The organism is Arthrobacter sp. Cza30 (assembly GCF_059090765.1).
The window spans coordinates 63,556-88,561 of the sequence record NZ_JBNHGA010000009.1 but is presented as its reverse complement, the minus strand read 5'-3'; the positions used below and the strand labels follow the sequence as shown (position 1 = coordinate 88,561).

Here is a 25,006-nt window from a genome sequence, read left to right as displayed (position 1 = left end):
GCGCCGGGTGGTCGCCGTGTGGCAGGGCGCCGCATCCGGCACTAATCTCGGGTGAGGCAGCGTCGCCGACCCTCTTCACCCGACAGCGAGGAACTTGAGCTATGAAGATCGGCATCCTGACCAGCGGCGGCGACTGCCCCGGGCTGAACGCGGTCATCCGCGGCGTCGTCCTCAAGGGGACGACGACGTACGACCTCGAGTTCGTCGGCATCCGCGACGGCTGGAAGGGTGTCGTCGACGGAGACTTCTTCCCGCTGACGCGGCACGAGGTGAAGGGCCTGTCGAAGGTCGGGGGCACGATCCTCGGCACGAGCCGCACGAACCCGTACGAAGGCCCGCGAGGCGGCGCCGAGAACATCGCGAAGACGATGTACGGGCACCGCCTGGACGGCATCATCGCGATCGGCGGCGAGGGCACTCTCGCCGCGGCGAACCGCCTGTCCAAGGACGGCATCAACGTGCTCGGCGTCCCGAAGACGATCGACAACGACCTGCGCGCCACCGATTACTCGTTCGGGTTCGACACCGCCGTCAACATCGCCACCGACGCGATGGACCGCCTCCGCACGACCGGCGACTCGCACCAGCGATGCATGGTCGCCGAGGTGATGGGCCGCCACGTGGGCTGGATCGCGCTGCACGCGGGCATCGCCGCGGGCGCCCACGCCATCTGCATCCCCGAGGTGCCCATGTCGATCGACGACATCTGCGAACTCGTCTCGAAGGCTCACGACCGCGGACGCGCGCCGCTCGTGGTCGTCTCGGAGGGCTTCACGCTCAAGGGCATGGAGGAGGCCTACAGCGACAAGGGGCTCGACGCCTTCAACCGCCCCCGGCTGGGCGGCATCAGCGAGGTGCTGGCCCCCGAGATCGAGCGGATCACCGGCATCGAGACCCGTGCGACCGTGCTCGGTCACATCCAGCGCGGCGGGTCGCCGTCGGCGTTCGACCGCGTGCTCGCCACCCGTCTCGGCCTGCACGCCGCCGACGCGGTGGTCGACGGCGCATGGGGTCAGATGGTGGCCCTCCGCGGCATCGACATCGTCCGCGTCCCCTTCGCCGACGCCCTCGGGGAGCTCAACACCGTCCCGCTCTACCGCTACGAGGAAGCCGCCGCCCTCTTCGGCTGACCTTCCCGTCGTATCCCGTCCCCGCCGGTGCGCCGGTCTCACGGCGGCGGCCGATCGACACGGTGTCCCGATTCCACGGCGGCGTGTCCCGAAATACCGGCGGCGTGTCCCGAAATACCGGTCTGCAGGGCGGTTCTCACCGACTTTCTGGGACACGCTCGCTTCCTCCACAGAGGCGAGATCGGGCCCCGCCGCTGGTGAGCCTGTGGAAACCTGCGCGCCGAGCGACGCCGGCACGACGCTTGTGGGATGCCGCGACCGAGCCCGCTGCCGGGAGAGCTGCCGTCCGCGTTCACCGTCGCCGATGCCCGGCGGCTCGGCGTATCGCACGGACGACTCTCCCGCCTGAGCCTGTCGGCGCCGTTCCACGGGGTGCGGTTGCAAGCTTCTCCGCGCGCGGCATCCGCCCTCGCTGCGGAAGCGCTCGAATACGCCCCGCGGCTGCGCCCGTGGCAGTTCTTCAGCCACGAGACCGCGCTGGCACTCGTGGGGACGCCGCTGCCGGAATGGCCCCATCGTCCGCGCCTGCACGTCGCGGCGCACCGCCCGGCACGCGAGCCGCGCACGCGAGGTGTCGTCGGACACCGGCTGCAGATCCGTGAACCGGCGGTCATCGTCACGCGGGAAGGCCTTCGCGTGGAGCATCCGGTGCGCGCTTGGCGTCAGGCGGGCAGCATCTGGGCGCTCGACGATCTCGTGGCTGCGGCCGACTTTCTCGTGTCCGGAGCCGCGCCGATGGCGACCATCAGCGATCTTCGGGAGGAGGTGTCCGCCATGGGAGACATGCGCGGCGGGATCCTCACACGCAGTCTCGCCGAGGTGCGCATCGGCCCGCGCTCACCCCGGGAGACGAAGCTGCGGCTGCTTCTCGTTCGAGCCGGGCTGCCGGAGCCCGAGCTCAACTGGACCTTGCGGGACGGCCGCGGACGCTTCGTGGCCGAGCTCGACCTCGCCTATGTGCGGTGGCATGTCGCGCCGGAGTACGACGGCCGCGTCCATGCCGAGGATCCCGTCCAGTTCGCCAAGGACGGCGACAGGTGGGACCGCATCCGCGCGCAGGGCTGGGATCACGTGCGCATCATGAAGCACCACATGCTGGGCGACGGACAGCACGCGGTGCGCAAGGTGCGCGAGGCGCTCGTCCGCGCCGGCTGGCGCCCGGGCACCTGACGCGGCGGTTCAGCAGCCCGAAACACGAGCGCGGCGAACCGGAGCGTGTCCCGAAGAAGCGGTTGCCGCCGGTTCCTCAGCCGGTCTTTCGGGACATGGCTCCGACATAGTGGGACACGGACCCGTTCGGCCGCCGCGCCGCTCGGGCCGTCAGTCGTCGGCGAGGCCGAGGACGTCGAGAAGCCATGCCAGCTCGAAGGCGCGCTCCTTCCAGGCGTTGTAGCGCCCGCTCACGCCGCCGTGGCCGGCGACCATCTCGCACTTCAGCAGCGCGTCCGCGCCGACCTCGCGCAGGCGCGCCACCCACTTCGCCGGCTCGACGTAGAGCACGCGGGTGTCGTTGAGCGACGTCACGGCGAGGATGCGGGGGTAGGTCACGTCCTCGCGGACGTTCTCGTACGGCGAGTAGGACTTCATGTACGCGTATACGTCGGGATCGTGGAGCGGGTCGCCCCACTCGTCCCATTCGATCACCGTGAGGGGGAGCGACGGGTCGAGGATCGTCGTCAGCGCGTCGACGAACGGCACGTCGGCCAGGATGCCGGCGAACAGGTCGGGCGCGAGGTTGGCGACCGCGCCCATGAGCAGTCCGCCGGCCGAGCCGCCCTCGGCGACGAGCCGGTCGGGCGTCGTGTATCCGCTGTCGATCAGGTGCCGCGCGGAGTCCACGAAGTCCGTGAACGTGTTGCGCTTGTTCAGGAGCTTGCCGTCCTCGTACCAGTGCCTCCCCATCTCGCCGCCGCCGCGCACGTGGGCGACTGCGAAGACGACGCCGCGGTCCAGCTCCGACAGGCGTGGGACGGAGAATCCCGGCTCGATCGAGTGCTCGTACGAGCCGTAGCCGTAGAGGTGCAGCGGCCGGGGCGCTGTGCCGGGCTCCCCGAATGAGCGCTTCCACACCAGCGAGACGGGGATGCGGGTGCCGTCCTGGGCGGTCGCCCACACCCGCTGCTGCCCGTAGTCCTCGGGGTCGTATCCGCCCAGCACCGGCTGGCGCTTGCGCAGGTGCAGCTCCCTCGTGGCGATGTCGAGGTCGTACACGGTGCTCGGGGTGACGAACGAGCCGAAGCCGATGCGCAGCAGTGGGGGAGCCCACTCCGGGTTTCCGCCGGTGCCCACCGAGTACAGCGGCTCCTCGAAGGCGAGCTCGTCCACGCGGCCGTCGGCATAGTCGAGAAGGCCCAGCCGGGGCAGTCCGTCGCGGCGATACCCGACCACGCCCCAGTCGCGGAACGTCGACACGCCCAGCAGCCGCTGGCCCGGACGGTGCGGGATCACCACGGTGCGGGGACCGGACGGATCGGATGCCGCCACCCTCACCAGCTCGAAGTCCAGCGCGTCCTCGTTGTGCAGGATGAACAGCACGTCCTCGCCGTCGATGACCGCATGGGCGCTCTCGTACTCGACGCCCTCGGTGCGCGGCCACACCACGCGGGGCTCGGAGCGAAGGTCGGAGGCATCCACCAGCCACTCCTCGGACGTGATGGAGGACCCCACCTCGATCATGAGGAACCGGTCGCTGCGGGTGAAACCGGCTCCGACCCAGTAGCGCTCATCCGGTTCGTGGAAGAGCTTCACGTCGTCCTCGACCGGCGTGCCGAGCTCGTGGAGCCACACGGTGTCGGGGCGCCATGCGTCATCCACCGTCGTGTACACGATGAAGCGGCCGTCAGGGGAGAAGGTGGCCCCGGCGAAGGTGCCCGGGATCTCGTCGGGGAGCTGCTCGCCGCTGGCGAGGTCGCGCACCCGGACGGTGTACCGCTCGTCGCCGGCGACATCGACGCCGTACAGCATCAGGGTGCCGTCGTTGGACACCTCGAAGCTGCCCAGCGAGAAGAACTCGTGACCGTCGGCCTCGACGTTGCCGTCCAGCAGGATCTGCTCGCCGGGCACGTCGGCGTCCGGCGTGAGCTCCGGCGGCGTCCAGTCATCGGGAGAGGCCAGGGGAGCGCGGCACTGGATGCCGTACTGCTTGCCCTCGAGCGTCCGCCCGTAGTACCACCATTCGCCTCGTCGTACAGGGACGGAGAGGTCCGTCTCGCGTGTCCGGCCCTTGATCTCGTCGAAGATGCGACCTCGCAGTGTCTCGAGGTGCGCCGTGCGCTCCCGGGTGTACGCGTTCTCGGCCTCGAGGTGCGCGATGACGGCAGCGTCCTCCTTTTCGCGGAGCCATTCGTACCGGTCCTCGACGTCGTCGCCGTGGTGCGAGCGGACGACCGGACGAGCGGGTGCGACGGGGGCTGAGCCGTGTGCGGAGGTGTCGGAGAGGGTCACGTTCCCACGCTAGTCGGCATCTCCGTCGCACCGCCTCGGCGGCGGGCCCGCACCGAGTTGACCCGAGCCGGAGCGGGTGTAAGGATTCTTCGAGGCCGGTTGCCGGTTCCTGAACGCAAGGTGAACTGTTCGTTCGTCACGCCGATCCCGTCGGCACCCTTCTCCACACCCCTCACGGAAAGCGAACGGTGGAAACCGCAACCCTCATCATCGTGCTGGTGATCGCGCTGGCGCTGTTCTTCGACTTCACCAACGGGTTCCACGACACCGCCAACGCGATGGCCACGCCCATTGCCACCGGGGCGCTCAAGCCCAAGACGGCCGTCCTGCTCGCGGCGATCCTGAACCTCATCGGTGCCTTCCTGTCGACCGAGGTCGCCAAGACGATCTCCGGCGGGATGATCCGCGAGGAGGAGATCTCCGCCACGGTCTTTCCGGCGATCATCTTCGCCGGCCTCATCGGCGCGATCACGTGGAACATGCTCACGTGGCTGCTCGGCCTGCCGTCGTCTTCGTCGCACGCCCTGTTCGGCGGTCTGCTCGGCGCCACGCTCGTCGGCGTCGGAGCCATGGCCATCGACTTCGGCGTGGTGATGTCGAAGGTCATCCTGCCCGCGCTCATCGCCCCGGTCACCGCCGGCGTCATCGCCTTCACCGCCACCAAGCTGGCATACGTCGTCACCCGGCGCTACGACGCCAAGCCGGACGGCCGATCGGGCTTCCGGTTCGGGCAGATCTTCACGTCGTCCCTGGTCGCGCTCGCGCACGGCACGAACGACGCGCAGAAGACGATGGGCGTCATCACGCTCGCCCTGATCACGGTGGGCTGGCAGTCAGCCGAGCATCACGAGCCGCAGACCTGGGTCATCTTCGCCTGCGCCATCACGATCGCACTGGGCACCTACATGGGGGGCTGGCGCATCATCCGCACGCTCGGCAAGGGCCTGACCGAGGTCAAGCCCGCGCAGGGCTTCGCCGCGGAGAGCTCCACCGCCTCGACGATCCTCGCCTCCAGCGCCCTCGGCTTCGCGCTGTCGACCACGCAGGTGGCCTCCGGGTCCGTCATCGGCTCCGGTCTGGGACGGCGCGGCTCGCAGGTCCGCTGGCGCACCGCCGGCCGGATCATGATCGGCTGGGTGCTGACGCTCCCCGCCGCAGGTGCGGTGGGAGCCCTCGCGGCGCTCATCGTGGTCTGGCTCGGGTTCTGGGGCATCATGATCGACGCCGTGCTCGCGGTGGTGATCATCCTCGGCCTGTTCCTCCGGTCGCGCCGCAACGCGGTGCATGCCGGGAACGCCATGAGCGAAGTGGCCGAGTCCGGGCGGGCCGTCAAGGTCAAGCGGAACCCGCCGCCCACGCGTCGGCAGCGGGCCATGGCGCGTGAGGAGGCGCGCCGGAAGGCGGCCGACGATGCCGCGGCCAAGAAGAAGGCGGCCAAGGAGGCCAAGGAGGCTGCGCGCGCCGCGGATGCGACGCGGACACCCACCACCCCGAAGGACGGAGGCCGGCCGTGATCTCGATCGACTGGCTCGCGTTCCTTCAGGTGTTCGCGGCGGCTCTGACGGCAGCGCTCATCGTCGTGGGCTTCTACGCGATCGGCCTGCGCCTGCTGGTGCGCGCCGGGCGCCCGCCGGTGGTGGTCCCGGCCGAGTTCACCGACGCCATCACGGTGATCTCCGAGAAGCAGGCCCGGCGGATGGAGAAGGCGGCGGCGAAGGTCGCCAAGCGCAATCCGCTCACCGAGGGCCAGAAGCTCGTCGCGCTGGTCGGCGCGTACACCTGCTTCGGCGTGTGCGCGGCGGCCGTGGTCGGCGGTATCCTGCTGATCGTCATCAATCACTGAGCCGCGGTCGGATCCTCGCCGCGTCGGCGCCACCGCCTAGGCTGAGCGCATGGTGCCGACGCCCGCTCCCGATGCCGCCGCCGACGTCCGATTCGGGCAGTACCCGCCCGCGCGGCGGACTCTGCTGCACCTGAGCGACACCCACCTGCTGGCGGGCAACCCGCCGCTGGGTGGTCGATACGACACTGCGGCGAACCTCGAGCGCATGCTGGCGGCCGCCGAGGCGACCGGCATCCGCCCCGACGCGATCGTGTTCACCGGCGACCTCACCGATCTCGGTGAACCCGAGGCGTACGCGGCGCTGCGCGAAGCGGTCGAGCCCGTCGCCGAGCGTCTGGGAGCCCCGGTGATCTGGGTCGCCGGCAACCACGATGAGCGCCCCGCGCTGCGAGAGGAACTGCTCGGGCTCGCGCCGACGCAGGACCCGGTCACCGGCGCGTGGGACCTCGACGGTCTGCGTGTGGTCGCGCTGGATTCCACCGTGCCGGGGTGGCACCACGGCGATCTCGACGAGGCGCAGCTGGAGTGGCTCGGCGACGTGCTGGCGACGCCGGCGCCACTGGGCACGATCCTCGCCCTGCACCACCCTCCGCTCCCGTCGCACGTGCCGCTGTTCGACATCCTGGAGCTGCGCGACCAGCAGCGCCTGGCGGACGTCATCGCGGGCACCGATGTCCGCGCGATCCTCGCCGGACACCTGCACTACGCCACCAGCGGGACCTTCGCAGGTGTCCCCGTGAGCGTGGCGTCGGCCAGCTGCTACACCATGAACCTGGCGCGCCCGGCGGTGGAGGTCAACGGCATGGATGCCGGGCAGTCGTTCCAGCTCGTGCACGTCTACGACGACACGATCACCCACGCCGTGGTGCCGGTGGCACAGGCCGAGACCGCCGACTTCTTCTCGGGGGAGTGGGTCGCGCGGATGGCGCAGCTGACGCCGCAGGAGCGGCTGGAGGTCTTCTCGCGCAAGCGTGTGTGACGCGACGCGGGGCGCGTCCGGCGAGCCGGCGGGATCGCGTACGCCACCCTCCGTGGCGTATGCACGGATCGGGATGCCTGTACGCGGTGTACATCCGTCGCCCCGGGCGTCGCAGGTAGTGTCGGAGGCAACCCGCACACCGCTGTGAACGACCCACGAGGACTGCACACATGGCTCTGGACGCAATGACGCGAACCCGCACCGAGACCGACTCGCTCGGCTCGATGGAGATCCCCGCGGATGCCTACTGGGGCATCCACACCGCGCGGGCGCTGGAGAACTTCCCGATCTCGAAGCGGCCGATCTCGGTCTACAAGGACCTGGTGAAGGCGCTGGCGATGGTCAAGCAGGCGTCGGCGCGCGCGAACAAGGAGATCGGCGTGCTCGACGCCGAGAAAGCCGATCTCATCGACCGTGCGGCGCAGCTGGTGATCGACGGGCGGTATCACGACCAGTTCGTGGTCGGCGTCATCCAGGGCGGCGCCGGGACGTCCACGAACATGAACGCGAACGAGGTGATCACCAACATCGCGCTCGAACTGGCAGGGCGTGAGAAGGGCGATTACGACTACCTCTCGCCGATCGACCACACCAACCGCAGCCAGTCCACGAACGACGTCTATCCCACCGCGATCAAGGTGGGGCTGGGGCTCGACCTCCAGACGCTCCTGGACGAGCTCGACCTGCTGCGCAAGGCGTTCCTTCAGAAGGCCGTCGAGTTCCACGACGTCCTCAAGGTGGGCCGCACCCAGCTGCAGGACGCCGTGCCCATGACACTCGGGCAGGAGTTCCACGGGTTCGCCACGACCCTCGGCGAGGACTACAGCCGCCTCAAGGAGAACGCGTACCTGCTGTACGAGGTCAACATGGGGGCCACGGCCATCGGCACCGGCATCACCACGCATCCGAGCTACGGCAACGCGGTGCTGCGGCACCTCCGCGAGATCACCGGTCTCGACCTGGAGCTGGCGACCGACCTGGTCGAATCCACGAGCGACACCGGCGCGTTCATGTCGTTCTCGGCGTCGCTCAAGCGCAACGCCATCAAGCTGTCGAAGATCTGCAACGACCTGCGGCTGCTCTCATCGGGCCCGCAGGCGGGCCTCGGCGAGATCAACCTCCCCGCGCGCCAGGCGGGCTCGAGCATCATGCCCGGCAAGGTGAACCCGGTGATCCCGGAGGTGGTGAACCAGGTCGCCTTCGCGGTCGCCGGGGCGGACCTGACCGTGACCATGGCCGCCGAAGGAGGGCAGCTGCAGCTGAACGCCTTCGAGCCGGTGATCGCGCACTCCATCTTCCAGTCGATCACGTGGATGCGTCGTGGCATGCACACCCTGCGCGTCAACTGCGTGGAGGGGATCACCGCGAACCGTGGACGGCTGGGCGCGATGGTCGGCTCCTCCGTGGGCGTCATCACCGCACTGACACCGTTCATTGGCTACGCCGCCGCCGCCGCCCTCGCCAAGACGGCGCTGCTCACCGGCCGGAGCGTCGCCGACCTCGTCGTGGAGGCGGGGCTGATGTCCCGCGACGAGGTCATCAAGCAGCTCTCGCCCGCGCGGCTGTCGGGTCTGGAGACGATCACGGCGACGATCCCGATCGCAGGCGCGGTCGATGTGGCGCCGGAGCTCGACAGCGAGATCTGACGCGCCTCCGGATCCTCCTGATCTCCTCCGTCGGGCCGGGGACGCCGCTGCGCGGCGCGGTTCGTTGCCTCGGACACCTCGGACCGATACCGTGCTGTCGTCCCGACCGAGAGGAAGACCATGACCGACCCGAACAACCCCGGCCCGCAGCCGGCGTCGAACGTCCCGCCGGCGCCGCCCGCCTACGGCGGAGCGCCCGCGCCGCAGTCGTACGGGCAGCCGTCGTACGCATCGGCTCCGCCGGCGCCGCAGGGCCAGGCCGACGGCGCCGCCGTCCCGGGCAAGACGATGGGCATCGTCGCGTTCATCCTGTCGTTCTTCGTGCAGCTGGTCGCGCTGATCCTCGGCATCGTCGCGCTCGTGCAGAGCCGGAAGGCCGGTCACAAGAACGGCTGGGCGGTCGCGGCCATCATCATCTCCGCGGTCCTCATGGTGCTCGGCATCATCATCGCGATCGTCGTGCTCACGACGGTCTTCGGGGGCCTCGCGGCGGCGTGCGCGGAGCTCGGACCCGGTGTCTGGGAGCTCGAGGGCGGCGGCACCATCACCTGCAACTGATGACGAACTCCTCGAAGGGCGGGTCCGCGATGGATCCGCCCTTCGGCGTCAATCGACGATGCGGCAGTGCGTCGTGAGCGCTCCGATCCCGTCGATTCCGACGGTGACGGTGGAGCGGTCCCGGAGGAACACCTGCGGGTCGCGGGAGTAGCCCGCTCCGCCGGGGCTTCCGGTCGAGATGAGGGTGCCCGGCAGCAGCGTCGCGGACTTCGACAGGTGCGAGATGAGCGTGGCCACCGGGCGCACCATCTGCCCGGTCGACGCGTCCTGCATCGTCCGGCCGTCCAGCACCGTCCAGATGTGCAGCGCCTGCGGGTCGGGCACCTCGTCGGCGGTCACCACGAACGGGCCCGTGGGTGTGAAGCCGTCGAAGGACTTGCAGCGCGACCACTGCGCTTCGGAGTACTGGATGTCGCGAGCGGTGATGTCGTTGACGACGGTGTAGCCCCAGACGTGCTCGAGCGCCTGCTCCGGAGAGACATCCCGCGCCGGCGTCCCGATGATGACGCCGAGCTCCGCTTCGTAGTCGACCGACTCGCTCAGCGAGCGCGGCCACGTCGTGGTGTCGCCGTGCCCTGCCAGCGAGTTCGGCCACAGCACGAACACCGTCGGGGTGGAGTCGGTCTTCAGCCCCAGCTCGCTCGAGTGCGCCGCGTAGTTCAATCCGATCGCGAGGATCACCGGCGGGGTGAGCACGGCAGGGGCGTAGCGCTGACCATCGAGGGGATGCCTCGCTCCGGCCGACGCGTTCTCCCTCACGCGCGCCAGCAGCTCCTCGCCGCCGGCGATGAGGTCCTCCAGCGCGCTCGGCGCGCCGTCGAACAGCTCGTCGACGAACACCGCTTCGTCGCCGTCGACCAGGACGAGCCGCGGTTCGCGCGGGTCGGGCGGGATGACGTGGGCGAAACGCATCCTTCCAACCTACCCGTCCTGCCGCGAAGCGACCGTGCTGCCGCGGGCGCCCCTAGGCTGAGCGCATGACGCACGAGGGTCCCGCGCGATCGCGCCCTTCTCTGACGCCGCCCGCCTTCGCCTCTCCGCTCGCGCAGCCGTCCCACGCGCAGCCGGCGAGGATCGCACCGCCGGCCATCTCCCCGGCGCCGGTGCCGGTCGCGCCCGTTCCGGCGCGGCGCGGACGCAGCGCGCCGATCTGGATCGTCGGCATCCTGGTGCTCCTGCTCGTCGCGCTCGTCGGGTACTTCCTGAACGCGATCGGCCCGGCCGCGTCCCTGGTGGGCATGGTCCTCGCGCTCTTCCCGCTGGCGGGCGTCCTCCTGGCCGTGCGCATCGTCGACCGGTGGGAGCCCGAGCCGCGGGGTCTGCTCGTCCTGGCGGTCGCGTGGGGAGCGATCGCGGCGATCGGCATCGCGCTGGGCGTGGACCTCATCCTGGCGCTGTCGATCGGGAACGACGGGTCGGTGGTGCGTGAGGTGTTCCGCACGGTCGTGCAGGCTCCCGTCGTGGAGGAGGTCGCCAAGGGCCTGGGCGTCTTCCTGATCTTCGCGACGGCACGTCGGGCGTTCGACGGACCGGTGGACGGCATCGTCTACGGCGCGCTCGTCGGTGCCGGCTTCGCCTTCACCGAGAACATCCAGTACTTCGCGCTGAGCTTCATCGAGGGCGGCGCGGCCGAGACGTCCGTCACCTTCTTCATGCGGGGCATCCTCTCGCCGTTCGCGCATGTCATGTTCACCAGCGTGACCGGCTTCGCCCTGGGCCTCGCCGCGCGGCGGGGGATGCCGGCGGGCCACGCGCTCGGACCCTGGCTTCTCGGCCTCGCCGGGGCGATCGCCCTGCATGCGCTGTGGAACGGCTCGGCGATGTTCGGCGACTTCCTGGCGCTGTACGTGACGCTGCAGGTGCCGCTGTTCGTGGGGTTCATCCTCGGCATCATCGGGCTGCGGCGCGAGGAGTCCCGGCTCACACGGCGCCGACTCGGCGAGTACGCCGAAGCCGGATGGTTCACGCCCCAGGAGGTCGAGATGCTCGCCACGGGTGCGGGACGCCGGGCTGCCCTGACATGGGCGCGTGGGCTGCGGGGGGACCGCACGCCGTTGATGAGGTCGTTCATCGCGGATGCCACGGCGCTGGCCGCGACGCGGCAGCGCGCCCTCACCGGGCGGGACCCGCATGCCCCGGCGGACGAGCGCGAGCTGCTGAACAAGACCGCCGCCACGCGCGCCGCCATGTTCGCGCCGTAGGTCTTGACAGGCCCCAGTGGCGTAGGCATCCTGATGTCAGAACAACTCAGCGCTCGGTAGACACGCAGGCATCGCCGCGGCACCGGGCGCTGAGTCTTGTCGCGAGCACGCCATGAGCGAACGACTCCTGCGTCGCCCTGCGCGGGCGTGCTTGGATGGGTCCATGACTGACGACCGCACCAAGCCCGAGATCGACGCCCCGACCGGACCCGCACCCGCCGACCTGGTCATCCGCGACCTCGTCGTGGGCGACGGCGCCGAGGCCAAGCCCGGCGACACCGTGACCGTCCACTACGTCGGCGTCGAGTACGACTCCGGCGAAGAGTTCGACTCGTCGTGGAACCGCGGCGAGAGCATCCAGTTCCCGCTCCGCGGCCTCATCCAGGGCTGGCAGGACGGCATCCCGGGCATGAAGGTCGGCGGTCGCCGTGAGCTCGTGATCCCGCCGCACCTGGCGTACGGGCCCGCCGGCGGCCACTTCCTCGGCGGCAAGACCCTGATCTTCGTCATCGACCTGATCTCCGTCGGCTGACCCCGCGGGGTTTCACGGAGGGGCGGATGCTGCGGCGTCCGCCCCTCCGTCGCGTCAGGCGCCGGGCGTCGCGCGCCGACGGCGCAGACGGTCCTGCGCGAGCAGGATGCCGAGGAACACCACGAGCGCTCCCACCGGCTCGTTCCAGCTCAGCCGCTCGCCGAGGATCACCACTCCCAGGATGACGCCCACCACGGGCGTGATGTACGTCACGGTCGACGCGCGTGTCGGCCCCCATGCCCGGACCGTGTTCTGGTTCCAGATGTACGCGATCCCCGTGCCGACCGCGCCGAGCAGCAGCATGCTGAGCACGATCCAGACGTCGAGCTCGACAGGAGTCAGCACGAGCGCGGGCGTCAGCAGCACCATGATCGCCGCCGCGATGCCGATGTTCAGGAACGAGAACATCAGGGCGCTCATGCCGGTGCCCGCGACGAACCGTCGCATGTACGCGAAGCTGAATCCGTAGCAGGCGGTGGCCCCCAGGATGGCCAGCTGCGGGACGAGGCCCCGTGAGAGGTCGAGCCCCTGCCAGGGGGCGATGATGACGACCACGCCGGCGATGCCGACGGCGATCCCGACCAGCTGCAGCGCCCGCAGGCGCTCGACGCGGAACACCGCGGCCGCCATGATCGCGGTCATGATGGGCGTCGTGGCGTTGTAGATGCTCGCGAGCCCCGATGTCACATGCTGCTGCGCCCACGAGAACAGCAGGAAGGGCACGACGCAGAAGCTGACGGCCAGCACGGTCATATGCGCCCACACGCGCAGCGCGCGTGGCAGCGGCTCCCGCCGGATCGCGACGAAGACGCCGAGCGCGAGCGCTCCGAGGATCAGCCGCGACCACGCGACCTGCCCGGGCGACATGCCCTCGAGCGAGACCTTCATAAACAGGAAGCTCGAACCCCAGACGATGCCCGTCAGCCCGAACTGCACCGCGACCGCGACCGGGGACACCGTGCGCGTGGCCGGGTCGATCAGGGAGCGGGCGGAGGCGGTGGACACGACGGCGACTCTAGCCCCGGCATCCGACCCGGGCACCGTGCAGCGGATGCCGCGTCCGAAATCCGCCGATGCTCGACCGTCGGGCTACGGCGCCGGGTTCTCGGCGTCGTACGCGCGGAACCGCGGACTGAGGCGGACGAGCGTCGCGACGAGGGCGAGGATGATGAAGCCGCCGAGCAGCGGCGGGAACCACAGCGCCGCCAGGGTGGCGAGCGTGCCGGCGTACAGCGCGCCGACGCGAGGGCCGCCGGCGACCACGACGATGAACACGCCCTGCAGTCGCCCGCGGATGGCGTCGGGCACCGCCGCCTGCACCATGGTGTTGCGGAAGATCGAGCTGATGTTGTCTGCGGCGCCGGAGACGGCGAGGGCGACGCATGCGGCGGCGATCAGCACCACGTTGGGCGTATCGACGTCGACGCCCGCGGGCGCGAACCAGCCCAGGGCGGCGGCGCCGAGGACCATGCCCAGTACGGCGATGGCGCCCCCGTAGACGAGGATCGCCCGCTCGATCCCCAGGCCATGCCGCCGATAGGCGCCGACGCGCCCCGAGAAGAGGCTGGAGGTGAAGGCGCCCACCGCGATCGACGCCGTGAGAACGCCCGTGGTGATGGGTCCGCCGCCGAGCAGCACCGCCCCGATCGCGGGGAACAGCGCCAGCGGCTGCCCGAACGTCATCGCGATGATGTCCAGGATGAACTGCAGCCGGATGTTGGACGCGCGGCGCAGGAACCGCCATCCGTCGCGCAGCGATTCCAGTCCGGGGCGCACGATCTCGCCCTCCGGCCGGAGTCTGGGAAGGGTCCACAGCCCGAGGAACAGCGAGAGCATGAGCACGACATCCAGCGTGTACGTCCACGCGTAGCCGGTCAGCGCCACCAGAACGCCCGCGAGCGCGGGCCCCGCCATCACCATGATCCCGACAGTGATCCCACCCAGCGCGGATGCCGCCGGCAGCAGATCCCGCGGGAGGAGGCGCGGCACGATGGCCTGCCGCGTGGCCATCACGATGGAGTTCGCGGACGAGTTGACGATGCTGAGGGCGTACAGCCACCACTCCGTCTCGAGCCGGGTCCACGCGAGCACCGCCAGCACCGCCGTCGAGCCGAACGTGATCGACGCGGCGACGAGCGCGACCGCGCGGCGATCGAACGCGTCGGCGAGCATGCCGCCGTAGACGCCGGCGATGATCATGGGGACGAGCCCCGCGACGGCGATCATCGACACGGCGAAGGTCGAACCGGTGAGGTCGTACATGTGCAGCATCACGGCGACGATCGTCAGCTGGCCGCCCAGGCCCGCCAGCGTGGACCCCACCCACATGCGGGTGAAGGCCGGGCTCGCCCGGAACGGGCGCAGGTCGATGAGGTGACTGCGGCGCGGCGGCAGGCTTCCGGTGTGCTCGTCGACCGATGTCCGTTCCGCCGGAGCCGGGGAGGGACCGGGATCGACGGGGTCGGGGCTCGGCACCTTCCGAGCGTAATCGCGTGGCGCGGGCGGCGACCAATCCGCGTTCGCCCGGCCGTCCGGAGGCTGGTAGAATCGTGAGGTTGCCGTTAGATCGGCCGCGGAGAAAGAGAGCTCGACGCACAAGGCGTCGGGCGCCGCGCAACGACGAGGAAGGGGATCACCTATGGCACTGGATGCAGACGTCAAGAAGGCGATCATCGAAGAGTACGCGACGCACCCCGGTGACACCGGATCCCCCGAGGTGCAGGTCGCGATGCTGACGCAGCGCATCAAGGACCTCACCGAGCACCTGAAGGAGCACAAGCACGACCACCACTCGCGTCGTGGCCTCTTCCTGCTCGTCGGTCAGCGCCGCCGTCTGCTCGGCTACCTCCAGGACATCGACATCAACCGTTACCGGTCGCTGATCGAGCGTCTCGGGCTCCGCCGCTAATCGCGAACCAGCGTTCAATCGCGCAGAACATTCTTGTGAAGGCCTCCCCACGGTGTGGGGAGGCCTTCTCCGTTCCCGTCCACTGCTGTCCCACCCGCCCGCGAGACTGCAGTGGAGCGCCGAGACTGCACGTCTGAGTGCGCGGTCTCGGCGCTCCGATGCTGTCTCGCGAACAGGGCGAGGGGGAGGGGGCGGAGGAGCGGATGCCTCAGGACGGCGACGTGCGCGCGGCCAGCAGGTCGGCGTGGTGGATCGCGGCGACGTCCGGGTGCGCGCGCAGCCGGGACTTGAGGGCGTTCTCGCCGTACAGCGCGTGGATCGGATTCGACGGGTCCTGGGTCACACCGCGCGAGCGCGCCGCGAGCTCCGCCGGCAGCTCGATGAGGGGGAGTCGCTTGTCCAGGGCCGGGTTGAAGAAGAACGGCACCGAGATGCGGTCGTCGGGGTAGCGCGGCGAGATCACGCGGTGGTTCGTGGCGATGAGGTAGCCCTGGGTCGCATACTCGAGCAGCTCGCCGATGTTCACCACGAATGCCCCCGGCACCGGCGGCGCGTCGACCCACGTGCCGTCGCGCTCGACCTGGAGGCCGCCCTTGCCGGGCTCCACCCACAGCAGCGTGAGCACTCCGGAGTCCTTGTGTGCACCGACGCCCTGTCCTGGCGTGGGGTCCTCCTTGCCGGGGTAGCGCACGATCTTGATGAGCGTGGAGGGCTCGCCGAAGTGCTCGTCGAAGTAGGTCTCGGGGGCACCGAGGGACAGCGCCCAGGCCCGCAGCAGCTTCCGCGCCACGCCGGAGAGGTGATCGTGCCACTCGGAGACGACCTCTCGCAGTTCCGGCTGGGCGTCGGGCCACAGGTTCGGGCCGATCAGTCGTGCGAAATCCGGTGCGTCGGGATCGGTCACGGCCTCGCGCTCGGGACCGATGTCGATCTGCTCGCGCCAGTCCACCTTGCCCTGCGTGCGCTCGCCGCCCACACGCGTATAGCCGCGGAAGTGAGGGCTCTTGACGTTCTCGATGGCGAGCTTGTCCGCGTCGGGCAGGGCGAAGAAGTCCCGGGCGGCGCGGTGCAGCCGGCTCTCGAGCTCCGGCGTGACGCCGGTGCCCGTGAGGTAGAAGAAGCCCACCTCATGCGTCGCCGCGCGCAGGTCGTCGCGGAAGCGCGCCGCCGCTTCCGGTCCGGCATCCAGCTGCGACAGGTCGAGGATCGGGAGGTTCAGGTCGCTCATGAGGCGAGGCTAGGCCGTCACCGCCGCTTCCGGCCGAATGTTGCGCCGGGTTAAGCGTCCGCCGGGGTGCTGCCTGCGGTCACCCGTTCTGGCGAGGGTCCGCCCGCAGGCGCGCCGGCCGGGGCTCCTCGTGTGTCCGCTTGGAGCCCGTCGGGTCGCTGCTGCGGTTCTCGCGCCGAGCGAGGCGCCGGTCGGTGAACAGCCACGTCGGGCGCGGCTCGATGAGAGGACGGAAGAGCCACCGGACGGGTCTGGTGGCAAGGCCGAGAGCGATGAGCACCGAGAGCACGATGACGATCGGCAGCCAGATCCACGTCGGGTCGAGGCCGCGGAGCACTCCGGACTCCCGGAACGGGTACAGCACGAACGAGTGGAGGAGATAGACGTACATCGTGTACTGCCCGAAGTGCGTCCACCAGTGCGTCCCCAGCGGTAGCAGCGCGAAGAACGCCGTCGCGAGCGTGAGCGCGACGACGATGAGCGCGAGGCGCACGGCGCCGGCCCACCACTGCGTGCCGCCGATCGCGGCGTAGTTCTCGTCGTAGAAGAGCCACTCGCGCAGGTTCATGTCCTGCCACCGGTCGATGAAGAACCATGCCGCCCACCCCGCCACGGCGAGCGTGGCGATCCCGGCGAGTGTCGTCCACCAGGGCCGGCGCTCGAGAAGCCGCCATCGCGCCACGATGTCGCGTTCGCGCAGCCACCAGCCCAGCGCGAAGAACGGCAGCAGACCGAGGGTGCGCGACAGTGAGAAGGTCGAATCGATGTTGGGCAGATACCCGGCGCCGATCGAGATGACGATCGTCCACGCGAGCGGCCAGCGAAGCAGCGCCAGATACGGCAGCACGAGACGGAAGATGCCCAGGGCCAGCAGGAACCACAGCGTCCACGACGGCTGGGTGAGGTTGGGGTTGGCCTGTCCTTCCACGAGCCACTTCGTCAGCGTCCACAGCCCCTCGAAGATGACGTACGGCAGCAGGATGTCGGTGATGATGCGCGCCATCTGAGTCCTGCTCGGAGCATCCGATTTCGAGAAGTAGCCCGAGATGATGGCGAACGCGGGCATGTGGAAGGCGTAGACGACGAGATACAGCGCGAGGGCGATGTCGGAGTCGTACGTCAGTCGCTGCACCGCGTGACCGAGCACCACGAGCACGATGCACGCGAACCGGGCGTTGTCCCAGAACGGCACACGTCGCTTGGCGCGTGCGGCTTTCGTCGCGCCCGTCGGCGGCGACGCGGGGGATGCCGCGGCGGCGGCCGGTCTGGCTGGTTCTGTCATGGCGCGTGTCACACTATCCCGCCCGTTCCCGGCCGCGCATGGGGTTGCAACGGGCGCGGGATGTGGTGCATCGGCTTGGAACGGCAGTGCCGGGACCGCGGCATCCGATCGGGAATAACCTTGGCGTGGGCGCGTTGCACAAGATACATTCATTTGCATGGATTCGCTGCGACGGAGATCCCGGCACGGCGAGGAAGCGGAGAGCGATCGTGAGCGAGAGCACCACGTGGTCCGGGATGCAGTTCGGCATCTTCACGGTGAGCGACATCACCCAGGACCCGACCAACGGCACCACCCCCAGTGAGGCGGAGCGCATCCGCAGCACCATCACCATCGCCAAGCACGCGGAGGAGGTCGGTCTCGACGTCTTCGCGCTGGGAGAGCACCACAACCCGCCGTTCTGGTCCTCGTCGCCGACCACCACCCTCGCCTACATCGCGGGGCAGACCGAGCGTCTGATCCTGTCCACCGCGACGACGCTGATCACCACCAACGACCCGGTGAAGATCGCCGAGGACTACGCGATGCTGCAGCACGTCTCCGGCGGTCGCATGGACCTGATGCTCGGACGCGGCAACACCGGCCCGGTCTATCCGTGGTTCGGCAAGGACATCCGCCAGGGCCTTCCGCTGGCGATCGAGAACTACAACCTGCTGCACCGGCTGTGGCGGGAGGATGTCGTCGACTGGGAGGGCCAGTTCCGCACCCCGCTGCAGGGCTTCACCGCGACCCCCCGCCCGCTGGACGGCGTCCCGCCGTTCGTGTGGCACGGCTCGATCCGCACGCCGGAGATCGCCGAGCAGGCCGCGTACTACGGCGACGGCTTCTTCGCCAACAACATCTTCTGGCCGAAGGAGCACTACCAGCGCCTCATCACGCTGTACCGGCAGCGGTACGCGCACTACGGCCACGGCACGCCGGAGCAGGCGATCGTCGGGCTCGGCGGCCAGGTGTTCATGCGGGCGAACTCGCAGGATGCGGTGCGGGACTTCCGCCCGTACTTCGACAACGCTCCCGTGTACGGCCACGGCCCGTCGCTCGAGGACTTCACCGAGATGACGCCGCTCACCGTCGGCTCGCCGCAGCAGGTCATCGACCGCTACGCCGCGATGCGCGAGACCTTCGGCGACTACCAGCGCCAGCTGTTCCTCGTCGACCACGCCGGACTGCCGCTGAAGACGGTGCTCGAGCAGCTGGACATCCTCGGCGGCGAGGTGGTGCCGGTGCTGCGTCGGGAGCTCCAGCGGAACCGTCCCGCCGAGGTCCCGGATGCCCCCACGCACGCCGGTCTGGTGAGAGCGGCATACGGCGACAAGCCGGCGCGCCAGGCCGTGCCCGGCGCGAACCGCGGAGACAACCTCACGGCCGGCTCGCCGTACCAGGACGCGCCCACGCCGGCGGGTTCGGCCTTCGGCGCCGCCGCGACGCGGACGGGGGCGTGACGATGACCGCGCGCCGCATCGCCGTCGTCTCGGCGGGGCTGTCGAACCCGTCCTCCACCCGCATGCTCGCCGACCGCCTCGCGGCGGCGACCGCCAAGCAGCTGTCGGAGCGCGAGGTGGCCGTGGAGGTGGACGTGTTCGAGCTGCGCGACCACGCGCACGACATCACCAACAACCTGCTCACCGGCTTCGCGCCGCCCGCACTCGAGTCGATGATCAACGCCGTCGTCTCCGCCGACGCCGTGATCGCCGTGACGCCCATCTTCTCGACGAGCTATTCGGGGCTGTTCAAGTCGTTCATCGACGTGCTCGACCCGGACGCGCTCACCGGCAAGCCCGTCCTGATCGGCGCGAACGCGGGCACGGCGCGCCACTCGCTCGCAATCGACTACGCGATCCGGCCGCTGTTCACATACCTGCACGCCGAACCGGTCTCGACGGGGGTCTTCGCCGCATCCAGTGACTGGGGCGCGAGCGCCGATCAGGTGGCTCCGCTCGCCGACCGCATCGAGCGCGGCGCGCGCGAGCTGGCCGACGCCATCGTGCGCCGTGAACCCGCGAAGAGCGACGACCCGTTCGATCCGGCCAACTACCTCGGCGAGGGCCGTTCGTTCGGCCACCTCCTGGGAGGCCTGGCGGGGGAGTAGCGCTTCAGGGGTCCGTCCACAGGAGACGCGGTCTTCCACCGGAGGCATCCGTACGGATGCTCCTGCGGAAGGCCGCTTCTCCTGTCGGGGGGGCGCTCAGCCCAGTCGGATGTCCTGCGGCGTGCGCAGCACGCGCCACGCCGCCTCTCCGCGCACCGCGTGGGCCATCATCACGTCGGCCTCCACAAGCGGATCCAGGTCGATGCCGGAGACGCTCTCCACATCGGCGACCGGCACCTGGAAGGTGCGGAACGCGCCGAGGCGCTGCACCGCGAGCACCCCGAGCCGGCTGTCAAGGAGCTCGGACTGGTCGAGCAGGAAACCGGCCGCCTCGAGCCGAGGGGAGGCGTCCTCGTCCGCCGAGGCCCAGGCGACGACTTTGAAGAAGCGCCGGGGCACCAGCACACCCCGGTACTCGGGGTCGTCGCCGGCCAGCACGGGCGCGGTGAACACGCTGATGCGCTGTCCGCTGACTCGGGCGTACCGCAGCACGTGATCCTCGAGCCCGAGCCACAGCTCCTTGGACTGATTGAACGCGTTCGCCTGCGGTGCCGCGTTCGTATAGAAGAACGTCGCCTCCGTGGCGCGTCGCGCCTCGTCGGCGTCGCCCCATCCGGGATCGCGTCGACGCACCAGGTGCCCGCGGTCGAGGTCGTTGTCGTCGTACAGGTCGCTGCCAGCCTGCTCCCCGGCTGGAACCCGCGGGTCCAGCGCCCACTCGCCCGTGCGGGGCACATCCCGCAGCGTCGCGCCGTCGATGTTCACGGCGGTGACCGCCGCAAGCCGGCGCAGCGGATTGAGCACGATCGTGAATCGCGGATACGGCAGCTCGCGGACCGCCTCGTCGCCGAGCGTGCGCGGCAGCGGCACCGGTGCGCCCAGGAAGTCGGGGTCGTAACCTGCGGCGGCATCCATGACTCCATCCTCGCGGGCGGGCGTCATCCGTGTCGACCGCCGCGGTCCAGGCACACTGGAGCGGTGGATCCCCTGGTGAAGCAGCGCGCCGACGCCCCCGACGGCTTCTTCGAGGCCGAAGCGGCCGGTCTGGCGTGGCTGGCCGAAGCGGAGGCCGTCGGCGGCGTGCGCGTCGCGCGCGTACTGGAGGTCGCGCCGGGCCGGATCGCGGTGGAGCGGATCGCGCACTCGAGACCGGATGCCGCCGCCGCGGCCTCGTTCGGACGCGCGCTCGCGCGCACGCACAGCGCCGGGGCCGTGGCCTTCGGCGCGCCGCCGGACGGGTGGTCCGGACCGCTGTTCATCGGACGACTGCCGCAGCCGGCCGCTCACGAGCGGACGTGGGGCGTCTTCTACGCCCGCGATCGCGTGGCGCGCTTCCTGGAGCCCGCCCACCGCGCCGGGAACCTCTCGACGAAGGAGATCGACGTCGTCGAGCGAGCCTGCGCCCTCATCGCGACGGGCGTGTTCGACGACGACGAGCCGCCCGCGCGGCTGCACGGCGACCTCTGGAACGGGAACGTCCTCTGGTCGCCGGCAGGCGCGGTGCTGATCGATCCGGCCGCCCACGGCGGGCACCGCGAGACCGACCTGGCGATGCTCGAGCTCTTCGGCTGCCCTCACCTGGGCCTCGTGATCGACGCGTACCAGTCCGAGCACGCGCTCCGTCCGGGCAGGGAGGAGCGGGTGCCCGTCCACCAGCTGCATCCGCTCGCCGTGCACGCCGTCGGGCACGGCCGCGCGTACGGCGTCGCGCTCGTCGATGCCGCCCGGCGCACGCTCGCCCTCGCCTGAACGCGGAGATCCCCGTCACCGGGGTGGTGTGTCACGCAGCCGCCGCGCGAGGACGGCATCGATCGCGAGCCCGAGCCCGACGGCGAACACCACCGAGACCACGACGGCGACGACGGGGCCTCCGGGGACGATGGTGGCGACCACGGCGCCGATGAGCGCCTGGTACACCGCCCACGCGAGGGCCGCCAGGCCCGCCACGGCGAGATACCGCGGTGCCGCCAGCCGCGTCGCTCCCGCGGTGAGGTTGACCGCCAGGCGCGCGAAGGGGATGAAGCGCGCGGTGAACAGCACGAGCGCCGCGCGGCGCTCGAGGCGGGCGCGGGACCAGGCGAACGCCGCCTGCGCGCGGGATGTGCGCATCCACCGCCATCGATCGAGGCCGATCGTGCGGCCTGCCGCGTAGCATGCCGCGTCTCCGGTCAGCGCCGCGACGGCGGCGACGGCGACCACCGCGAGAAGCGGCGGCTGCTGCTGCGACACCGCCAGCGCCCCGAACGCCGTGACAGCCGCCTCTCCGGGGATCACGACGAGGAACGCGTCCCCGAGCACCAGCGCGAACAGCAGCGGCAGCGCCCACGGGCTGCGGGCGATCTCGGTGAGCAGCTCCTCGACCACGCTCCCTTCGTACCGGCCCGGGGTGAACGGCGACGGAACGGCGCACGTCCGGTGACCTGCCGAGGTGCATCCGGTGAACACTTGCATCCCGGCGCCGATTCGCGGCATCCGCGGTCGTCCCCACCGCCACGCTGGGAGCGTGAGAGTCGCGCTGCTGGCCGAGTCCTTCCTCCCGCACATGAACGGCGTCACCGGATCGGTGCTCCACGTGCTGCGACACCTCGCCGCGGAGGGACACGAGACGCTCGTGATCGCCCCACGCGCCGGGGAGGTCGATGCGGATCTGCACGGAGCACGGACCGAGCTGCTCCGATCCGTGCCGCTGCCCGGCTATCCCGATGTGCGGGTGGTCTTCGCGCGCGCCGCGCGCCTAGCCGCCATCCTCCGGGAGTTCCGCCCCGATGTCGTGCACCTGGCGTCGCCGTTCGTGCTCGGCTGGCAGGGGATCGCCGCCGCCGACGCGCTGCGGGTCCCCGCCGTGGCGGTGTACCAGACCGATGTCGCCGCGTATGCCGACAAGTACGGGATGCCTCATGCCACGGCCCTCGTCGCGCGGCACATCGCTCGGCTCCACCGCCGGGCCACCCTGACGCTCGCGCCCTCGGGTGCATCGCTGCGCCAGCTGGAGGAGCTCGGCGTCGACCGCCTGAGGCGCTGGGGTCGGGGGGTCGACACGGCGCTGTTCACGCCGGCGCGTCGCAGCTCCGCGTGGCGTGCATCGCACGCGCCGGGGGAGGCGATCGTCGGGTACGTCGGGCGGCTCGCACCCGAGAAGCAGGTCGACGACCTGGCAGCGCTGCAGAGCCTCCCGGGCGTCCGCCTCGTGGTGGTCGGCGATGGACCGGCCCGTCCGGCCCTCGAGCGGGTCCTGCCGGGCGCCGTCTTCACGGGGCACCTGCGGGGTACGGCGCTGGCGGAGGTGATGGCGAGTTTGGACGTCTTCGTGCATCCGGGTGAGAGCGAGACCTTCGGTCAGACGATCCAGGAGGCGCTGGCCAGCGGCGTGCCGGTCGTCGCCACCGGAACCGGGGGACCGGTGGACCTCGTCCGCTCCAGCATCGACGGGTGGCTGTACCGGCCGGGCGACCTGCGCGACCTGCGCGCGCGGGTGGCCGACCTCGTCGGCGACGAGGGCAAGCGCCGCGCGTTCGCGCTCGCGGCGCGCGAGTCGGTGCAGGAGCGCACGTGGGATGCCGTGTGTCGTCAGCTGGTCGAGTACTACGGCGAAGCGCAGCGCCTGCGGCCGATCGACGACGCGCTGCTGCGGCGGGGCGCCACGCGGCCGTCTGCGCCGAGCGCGCTCGCCGCTCCGTCGCGGGCGTGGTCGCGCTTCGTCGCCCTCGGGGACTCGCTGACGGAGGGGCTGTGCGACGTCTCCCGCGTGCCGGACGGTCAGTACCGCGGCTGGGCCGACCGCCTCGCCCAGCTGCTCTCCCACGGGCGCGCAGGCCACGAGCCGTTCCGCTACGCGAACCTCGCCGTCCGCAGCAGGCGCGTGCGTCACGTCCTCGAGGAGCAGCTTCCTCGCGCGCTCTCTCTGCGTCCGGAACTGGTGTCCATCCTGATCGGAGCGAACGACCTGGTAGGGCTGCGGGCCGACCCGATCGGGCTGGCACGTGAGCTGGAAGGCGGGGTGCGCCGCCTGCGCGAGGCCGGCATCGACGTGCTGCTGCTCACGCCGTTCCTGCCGCGACGGCGGGCCGCGATGCTGTTCGCGCGCCGATTCGCCGTCTACGCCTCCGAGCTGCGCCGCATCGCCGGCGAGACGGGGTCGACCCTCCTCGACCTGGAGGCCCTTCCCGCCATCGGCGAGGTCGACCTGTGGAGCGACGACAAGGTGCACCTGCGATCACGCGGGCACCGCTTCCTGGCGTACCGGGCCGCCGAGGCGCTGGGGGTTCCCGACGCCGAGCTGCTGGGCGGACTCGACGCGGCGCTGCACAGCGACGAGGATCCGGTGATGCCGGGGACGTGGCTGCGCCGCGACGCCCTGCCGTGGGTGTGGCGCCGGCTGCGCGGACGGACAGCCGGAGACGGGGTCGTCGCCAAGCACGACGACTACGTGCTCATCGGCGGCCGCGGCGATGTCCGCGCGGCCGAGAGCGTGGGCTGAGGCCCGGTCAGGACTCCGGCGGGATCTCGCCGGACTCGATCGCGGCCTCGCGCTCCTCCAGCTCCAGCTCGTCGACGTCGTCCTCGACGGACTCGAGGGGGTCCAGGGTCGCGGGAGGAAGCTCCAGTTCCGCCTCGTCGTCGATCGGAACCTCCCGCTCGTCGTCGGGGATGCGCTCGCGGAAGTCGCTCATTCCTCTTCCTCCTCCTCCGTCATTCCTCGCCGTAGGGCGGCAGGTCGTCCGCTGCGGTGTCGCCGGCCAGCGCCGCGGCATCCGCTTCGTCCTCCCCGACGGCCTCCTGGTCTCCCGCCGAGTCGGCGTCGCCGGCGAGGTCCCGGTCGATCGTGTCCAGCTCGACGTCCTCGATGTCACCGGACACGTCGGGCTGCTCGGCGCTCCTCTTCTCGAGGTCGTCGAAGGTCGGCTCGAACGTCATGTCGTCCTCCTCAGCCGCTCTTGCGGCGGAACTCGCGTTTGGTCATCGCACCATGCGTGCCGTGGATCGCGGAATCGGCATTGAGGTGGGCTTCCCCGACCCGGCGCTGTGCGTTCTTCTTCTCGAGTGCTTCCTTGAACTTGCGCTTCATCTCGTCCGAAGCTGCGGCGGCCGGTTCGTCGTCGGTGCTCATGCCCCCACCCTAGGGTCGGCGTTGTGCCGCCGCCAGGCATACGTGCGGATCGGCGCCCC

The 25,006-nt window shown here is 70.6% G+C and carries 25 protein-coding genes; 14 read left to right on the top strand and 11 right to left on the bottom strand.

Going from position 1 to position 25,006, the window contains the following annotated elements; genetic code table 11:
• Positions 1 to 101 precede the first annotated feature (101 nt).
• Both AC5RVZ_RS26970 and AC5RVZ_RS26965 read left to right on the top strand, forming a co-directional pair.
• Positions 102 to 1,130 carry an ATP-dependent 6-phosphofructokinase gene (locus tag AC5RVZ_RS26970; RefSeq protein WP_494068691.1) on the top strand — a complete coding sequence of 343 codons (1,029 nt, stop codon included), beginning with the start codon at positions 102 to 104 and terminating at the stop codon, positions 1,128 to 1,130.
• A 249-nt stretch (positions 1,131 to 1,379) separates the two neighbouring features.
• Positions 1,380 to 2,300 (top strand): putative endonuclease domain-containing protein, encoded by a 921-nt coding sequence (locus AC5RVZ_RS26965; protein WP_494068690.1) that lies wholly within the window; start codon positions 1,380 to 1,382, stop codon positions 2,298 to 2,300.
• Between the two features lie 150 nt (positions 2,301 to 2,450).
• Here AC5RVZ_RS26965 and AC5RVZ_RS26960 read toward each other — a convergent pair whose 3' ends face one another.
• On the bottom strand, positions 2,451 to 4,574 hold the full coding sequence (locus AC5RVZ_RS26960) for a S9 family peptidase (protein WP_494068689.1): 2,124 nt from the start codon (positions 4,572 to 4,574) through the stop codon (positions 2,451 to 2,453).
• 188 nt (positions 4,575 to 4,762) lie between these two features.
• Between AC5RVZ_RS26960 and AC5RVZ_RS26955 the strand changes: the two genes are divergently transcribed.
• The 5 genes from AC5RVZ_RS26955 to AC5RVZ_RS26935 all read left to right on the top strand — a co-directional run bounded on the left by AC5RVZ_RS26955 (position 4,763) and on the right by AC5RVZ_RS26935 (position 9,600).
• The gene (locus AC5RVZ_RS26955; protein WP_494068688.1) at positions 4,763 to 6,088 is read left to right on the top strand and encodes an inorganic phosphate transporter; all 1,326 of its coding nucleotides are present in this window, start codon (positions 4,763 to 4,765) and stop codon (positions 6,086 to 6,088) included.
• On the top strand, positions 6,085 to 6,417 hold the full coding sequence (locus AC5RVZ_RS26950) for a peptidase (RefSeq protein ID WP_494068687.1): 333 nt from the start codon (positions 6,085 to 6,087) through the stop codon (positions 6,415 to 6,417). The genes AC5RVZ_RS26955 and AC5RVZ_RS26950 overlap by 4 nt, the downstream gene beginning before the upstream one ends.
• Positions 6,418 to 6,466: 49 nt before the next feature.
• The gene (locus tag AC5RVZ_RS26945) at positions 6,467 to 7,396 is read left to right on the top strand and encodes a phosphodiesterase (protein WP_494068686.1); all 930 of its coding nucleotides are present in this window, start codon (positions 6,467 to 6,469) and stop codon (positions 7,394 to 7,396) included.
• Between the two features lie 170 nt (positions 7,397 to 7,566).
• Positions 7,567 to 9,042 (top strand): aspartate ammonia-lyase, encoded by a 1,476-nt coding sequence (locus AC5RVZ_RS26940; RefSeq protein WP_494068685.1) that lies wholly within the window; start codon positions 7,567 to 7,569, stop codon positions 9,040 to 9,042.
• 120 nt (positions 9,043 to 9,162) lie between these two features.
• Positions 9,163 to 9,600: a DUF4190 domain-containing protein gene (locus AC5RVZ_RS26935; RefSeq protein WP_494068684.1), complete on the top strand. Its 438-nt coding sequence runs from the start codon at positions 9,163 to 9,165 to the stop codon at positions 9,598 to 9,600.
• A 48-nt stretch (positions 9,601 to 9,648) separates the two neighbouring features.
• On the opposite strand, the gene AC5RVZ_RS26930 is transcribed toward AC5RVZ_RS26935, so the two are convergent.
• The gene (locus AC5RVZ_RS26930) at positions 9,649 to 10,512 is read right to left on the bottom strand and encodes a fumarylacetoacetate hydrolase family protein (RefSeq protein ID WP_494068683.1); all 864 of its coding nucleotides are present in this window, start codon (positions 10,510 to 10,512) and stop codon (positions 9,649 to 9,651) included.
• 65 nt (positions 10,513 to 10,577) lie between these two features.
• Between AC5RVZ_RS26930 and AC5RVZ_RS26925 the strand changes: the two genes are divergently transcribed.
• Both AC5RVZ_RS26925 and AC5RVZ_RS26920 read left to right on the top strand, forming a co-directional pair.
• The gene (locus AC5RVZ_RS26925; protein ID WP_494068682.1) at positions 10,578 to 11,801 is read left to right on the top strand and encodes a PrsW family intramembrane metalloprotease; all 1,224 of its coding nucleotides are present in this window, start codon (positions 10,578 to 10,580) and stop codon (positions 11,799 to 11,801) included.
• A 163-nt stretch (positions 11,802 to 11,964) separates the two neighbouring features.
• Positions 11,965 to 12,333, top strand: a complete 369-nt coding sequence (locus AC5RVZ_RS26920; protein WP_494068681.1) for an FKBP-type peptidyl-prolyl cis-trans isomerase — start codon at positions 11,965 to 11,967, stop codon at positions 12,331 to 12,333.
• A gap of 54 nt (positions 12,334 to 12,387) precedes the next feature.
• On the opposite strand, the gene AC5RVZ_RS26915 is transcribed toward AC5RVZ_RS26920, so the two are convergent.
• Entirely contained in the window at positions 12,388 to 13,338 is a 951-nt protein-coding gene (locus tag AC5RVZ_RS26915) for a DMT family transporter (protein WP_494068680.1), read from the bottom strand.
• 84 nt (positions 13,339 to 13,422) lie between these two features.
• Positions 13,423 to 14,727: an MFS transporter gene (locus AC5RVZ_RS26910; protein WP_494068886.1), complete on the bottom strand. Its 1,305-nt coding sequence runs from the start codon at positions 14,725 to 14,727 to the stop codon at positions 13,423 to 13,425.
• A 244-nt stretch (positions 14,728 to 14,971) separates the two neighbouring features.
• On the opposite strand from AC5RVZ_RS26910, the gene rpsO reads away from it, so the two are divergent.
• Positions 14,972 to 15,241: a 30S ribosomal protein S15 gene (gene rpsO, locus AC5RVZ_RS26905; RefSeq protein ID WP_039401864.1), complete on the top strand. Its 270-nt coding sequence runs from the start codon at positions 14,972 to 14,974 to the stop codon at positions 15,239 to 15,241.
• 208 nt (positions 15,242 to 15,449) lie between these two features.
• Here the strand turns inward: rpsO and AC5RVZ_RS26900 are convergent, their stop codons facing one another.
• Together AC5RVZ_RS26900 and AC5RVZ_RS26895 are read right to left on the bottom strand one after the other, a co-directional pair.
• A complete protein-coding gene (locus AC5RVZ_RS26900) occupies positions 15,450 to 16,469 on the bottom strand; it encodes an isopenicillin N synthase family dioxygenase (RefSeq protein ID WP_494068679.1) in 1,020 nt (339 codons plus the stop codon).
• A gap of 79 nt (positions 16,470 to 16,548) precedes the next feature.
• Positions 16,549 to 17,751 carry an acyltransferase family protein gene (locus tag AC5RVZ_RS26895; protein WP_494068678.1) on the bottom strand — a complete coding sequence of 401 codons (1,203 nt, stop codon included), beginning with the start codon at positions 17,749 to 17,751 and terminating at the stop codon, positions 16,549 to 16,551.
• 236 nt (positions 17,752 to 17,987) lie between these two features.
• Here AC5RVZ_RS26895 and AC5RVZ_RS26890 point away from each other — a divergent pair, with 236 nt between their 5' ends.
• Both AC5RVZ_RS26890 and AC5RVZ_RS26885 read left to right on the top strand, forming a co-directional pair.
• The gene (locus tag AC5RVZ_RS26890; protein ID WP_494068885.1) at positions 17,988 to 19,193 is read left to right on the top strand and encodes an LLM class flavin-dependent oxidoreductase; all 1,206 of its coding nucleotides are present in this window, start codon (positions 17,988 to 17,990) and stop codon (positions 19,191 to 19,193) included.
• 2 nt (positions 19,194 to 19,195) lie between these two features.
• Positions 19,196 to 19,840: an FMN reductase gene (locus AC5RVZ_RS26885; protein ID WP_494068884.1), complete on the top strand. Its 645-nt coding sequence runs from the start codon at positions 19,196 to 19,198 to the stop codon at positions 19,838 to 19,840.
• Positions 19,841 to 19,936: 96 nt separating this feature from the next.
• On the opposite strand, the gene AC5RVZ_RS26880 is transcribed toward AC5RVZ_RS26885, so the two are convergent.
• Entirely contained in the window at positions 19,937 to 20,755 is an 819-nt protein-coding gene (locus AC5RVZ_RS26880) for a DNA/RNA non-specific endonuclease (protein WP_494068677.1), read from the bottom strand.
• Positions 20,756 to 20,827: 72 nt separating this feature from the next.
• On the opposite strand from AC5RVZ_RS26880, the gene AC5RVZ_RS26875 reads away from it, so the two are divergent.
• Positions 20,828 to 21,589 (top strand): fructosamine kinase family protein, encoded by a 762-nt coding sequence (locus tag AC5RVZ_RS26875; RefSeq protein ID WP_494068883.1) that lies wholly within the window; start codon positions 20,828 to 20,830, stop codon positions 21,587 to 21,589.
• Positions 21,590 to 21,604: 15 nt separating this feature from the next.
• Here AC5RVZ_RS26875 and AC5RVZ_RS26870 read toward each other — a convergent pair whose 3' ends face one another.
• Entirely contained in the window at positions 21,605 to 22,204 is a 600-nt protein-coding gene (locus AC5RVZ_RS26870; RefSeq protein ID WP_494068676.1) for a DedA family protein, read from the bottom strand.
• Positions 22,205 to 22,343: 139 nt separating this feature from the next.
• On the opposite strand from AC5RVZ_RS26870, the gene AC5RVZ_RS26865 reads away from it, so the two are divergent.
• Entirely contained in the window at positions 22,344 to 24,317 is a 1,974-nt protein-coding gene (locus AC5RVZ_RS26865) for a glycosyltransferase (RefSeq protein ID WP_494068675.1), read from the top strand.
• 7 nt (positions 24,318 to 24,324) lie between these two features.
• On the opposite strand, the gene AC5RVZ_RS26860 is transcribed toward AC5RVZ_RS26865, so the two are convergent.
• The 3 genes from AC5RVZ_RS26860 to AC5RVZ_RS26850 are packed head-to-tail and all read right to left on the bottom strand — an operon-like array spanning position 24,325 to position 24,947.
• Positions 24,325 to 24,510, bottom strand: a complete 186-nt coding sequence (locus AC5RVZ_RS26860) for a hypothetical protein (RefSeq protein ID WP_494068674.1) — start codon at positions 24,508 to 24,510, stop codon at positions 24,325 to 24,327.
• 19 nt (positions 24,511 to 24,529) lie between these two features.
• Positions 24,530 to 24,754 carry a hypothetical protein gene (locus AC5RVZ_RS26855; RefSeq protein WP_494068673.1) on the bottom strand — a complete coding sequence of 75 codons (225 nt, stop codon included), beginning with the start codon at positions 24,752 to 24,754 and terminating at the stop codon, positions 24,530 to 24,532.
• 10 nt (positions 24,755 to 24,764) lie between these two features.
• Positions 24,765 to 24,947: a DUF5302 domain-containing protein gene (locus AC5RVZ_RS26850; RefSeq protein ID WP_494068672.1), complete on the bottom strand. Its 183-nt coding sequence runs from the start codon at positions 24,945 to 24,947 to the stop codon at positions 24,765 to 24,767.
• Between the last annotated feature and the right edge of the window lie 59 nt (positions 24,948 to 25,006).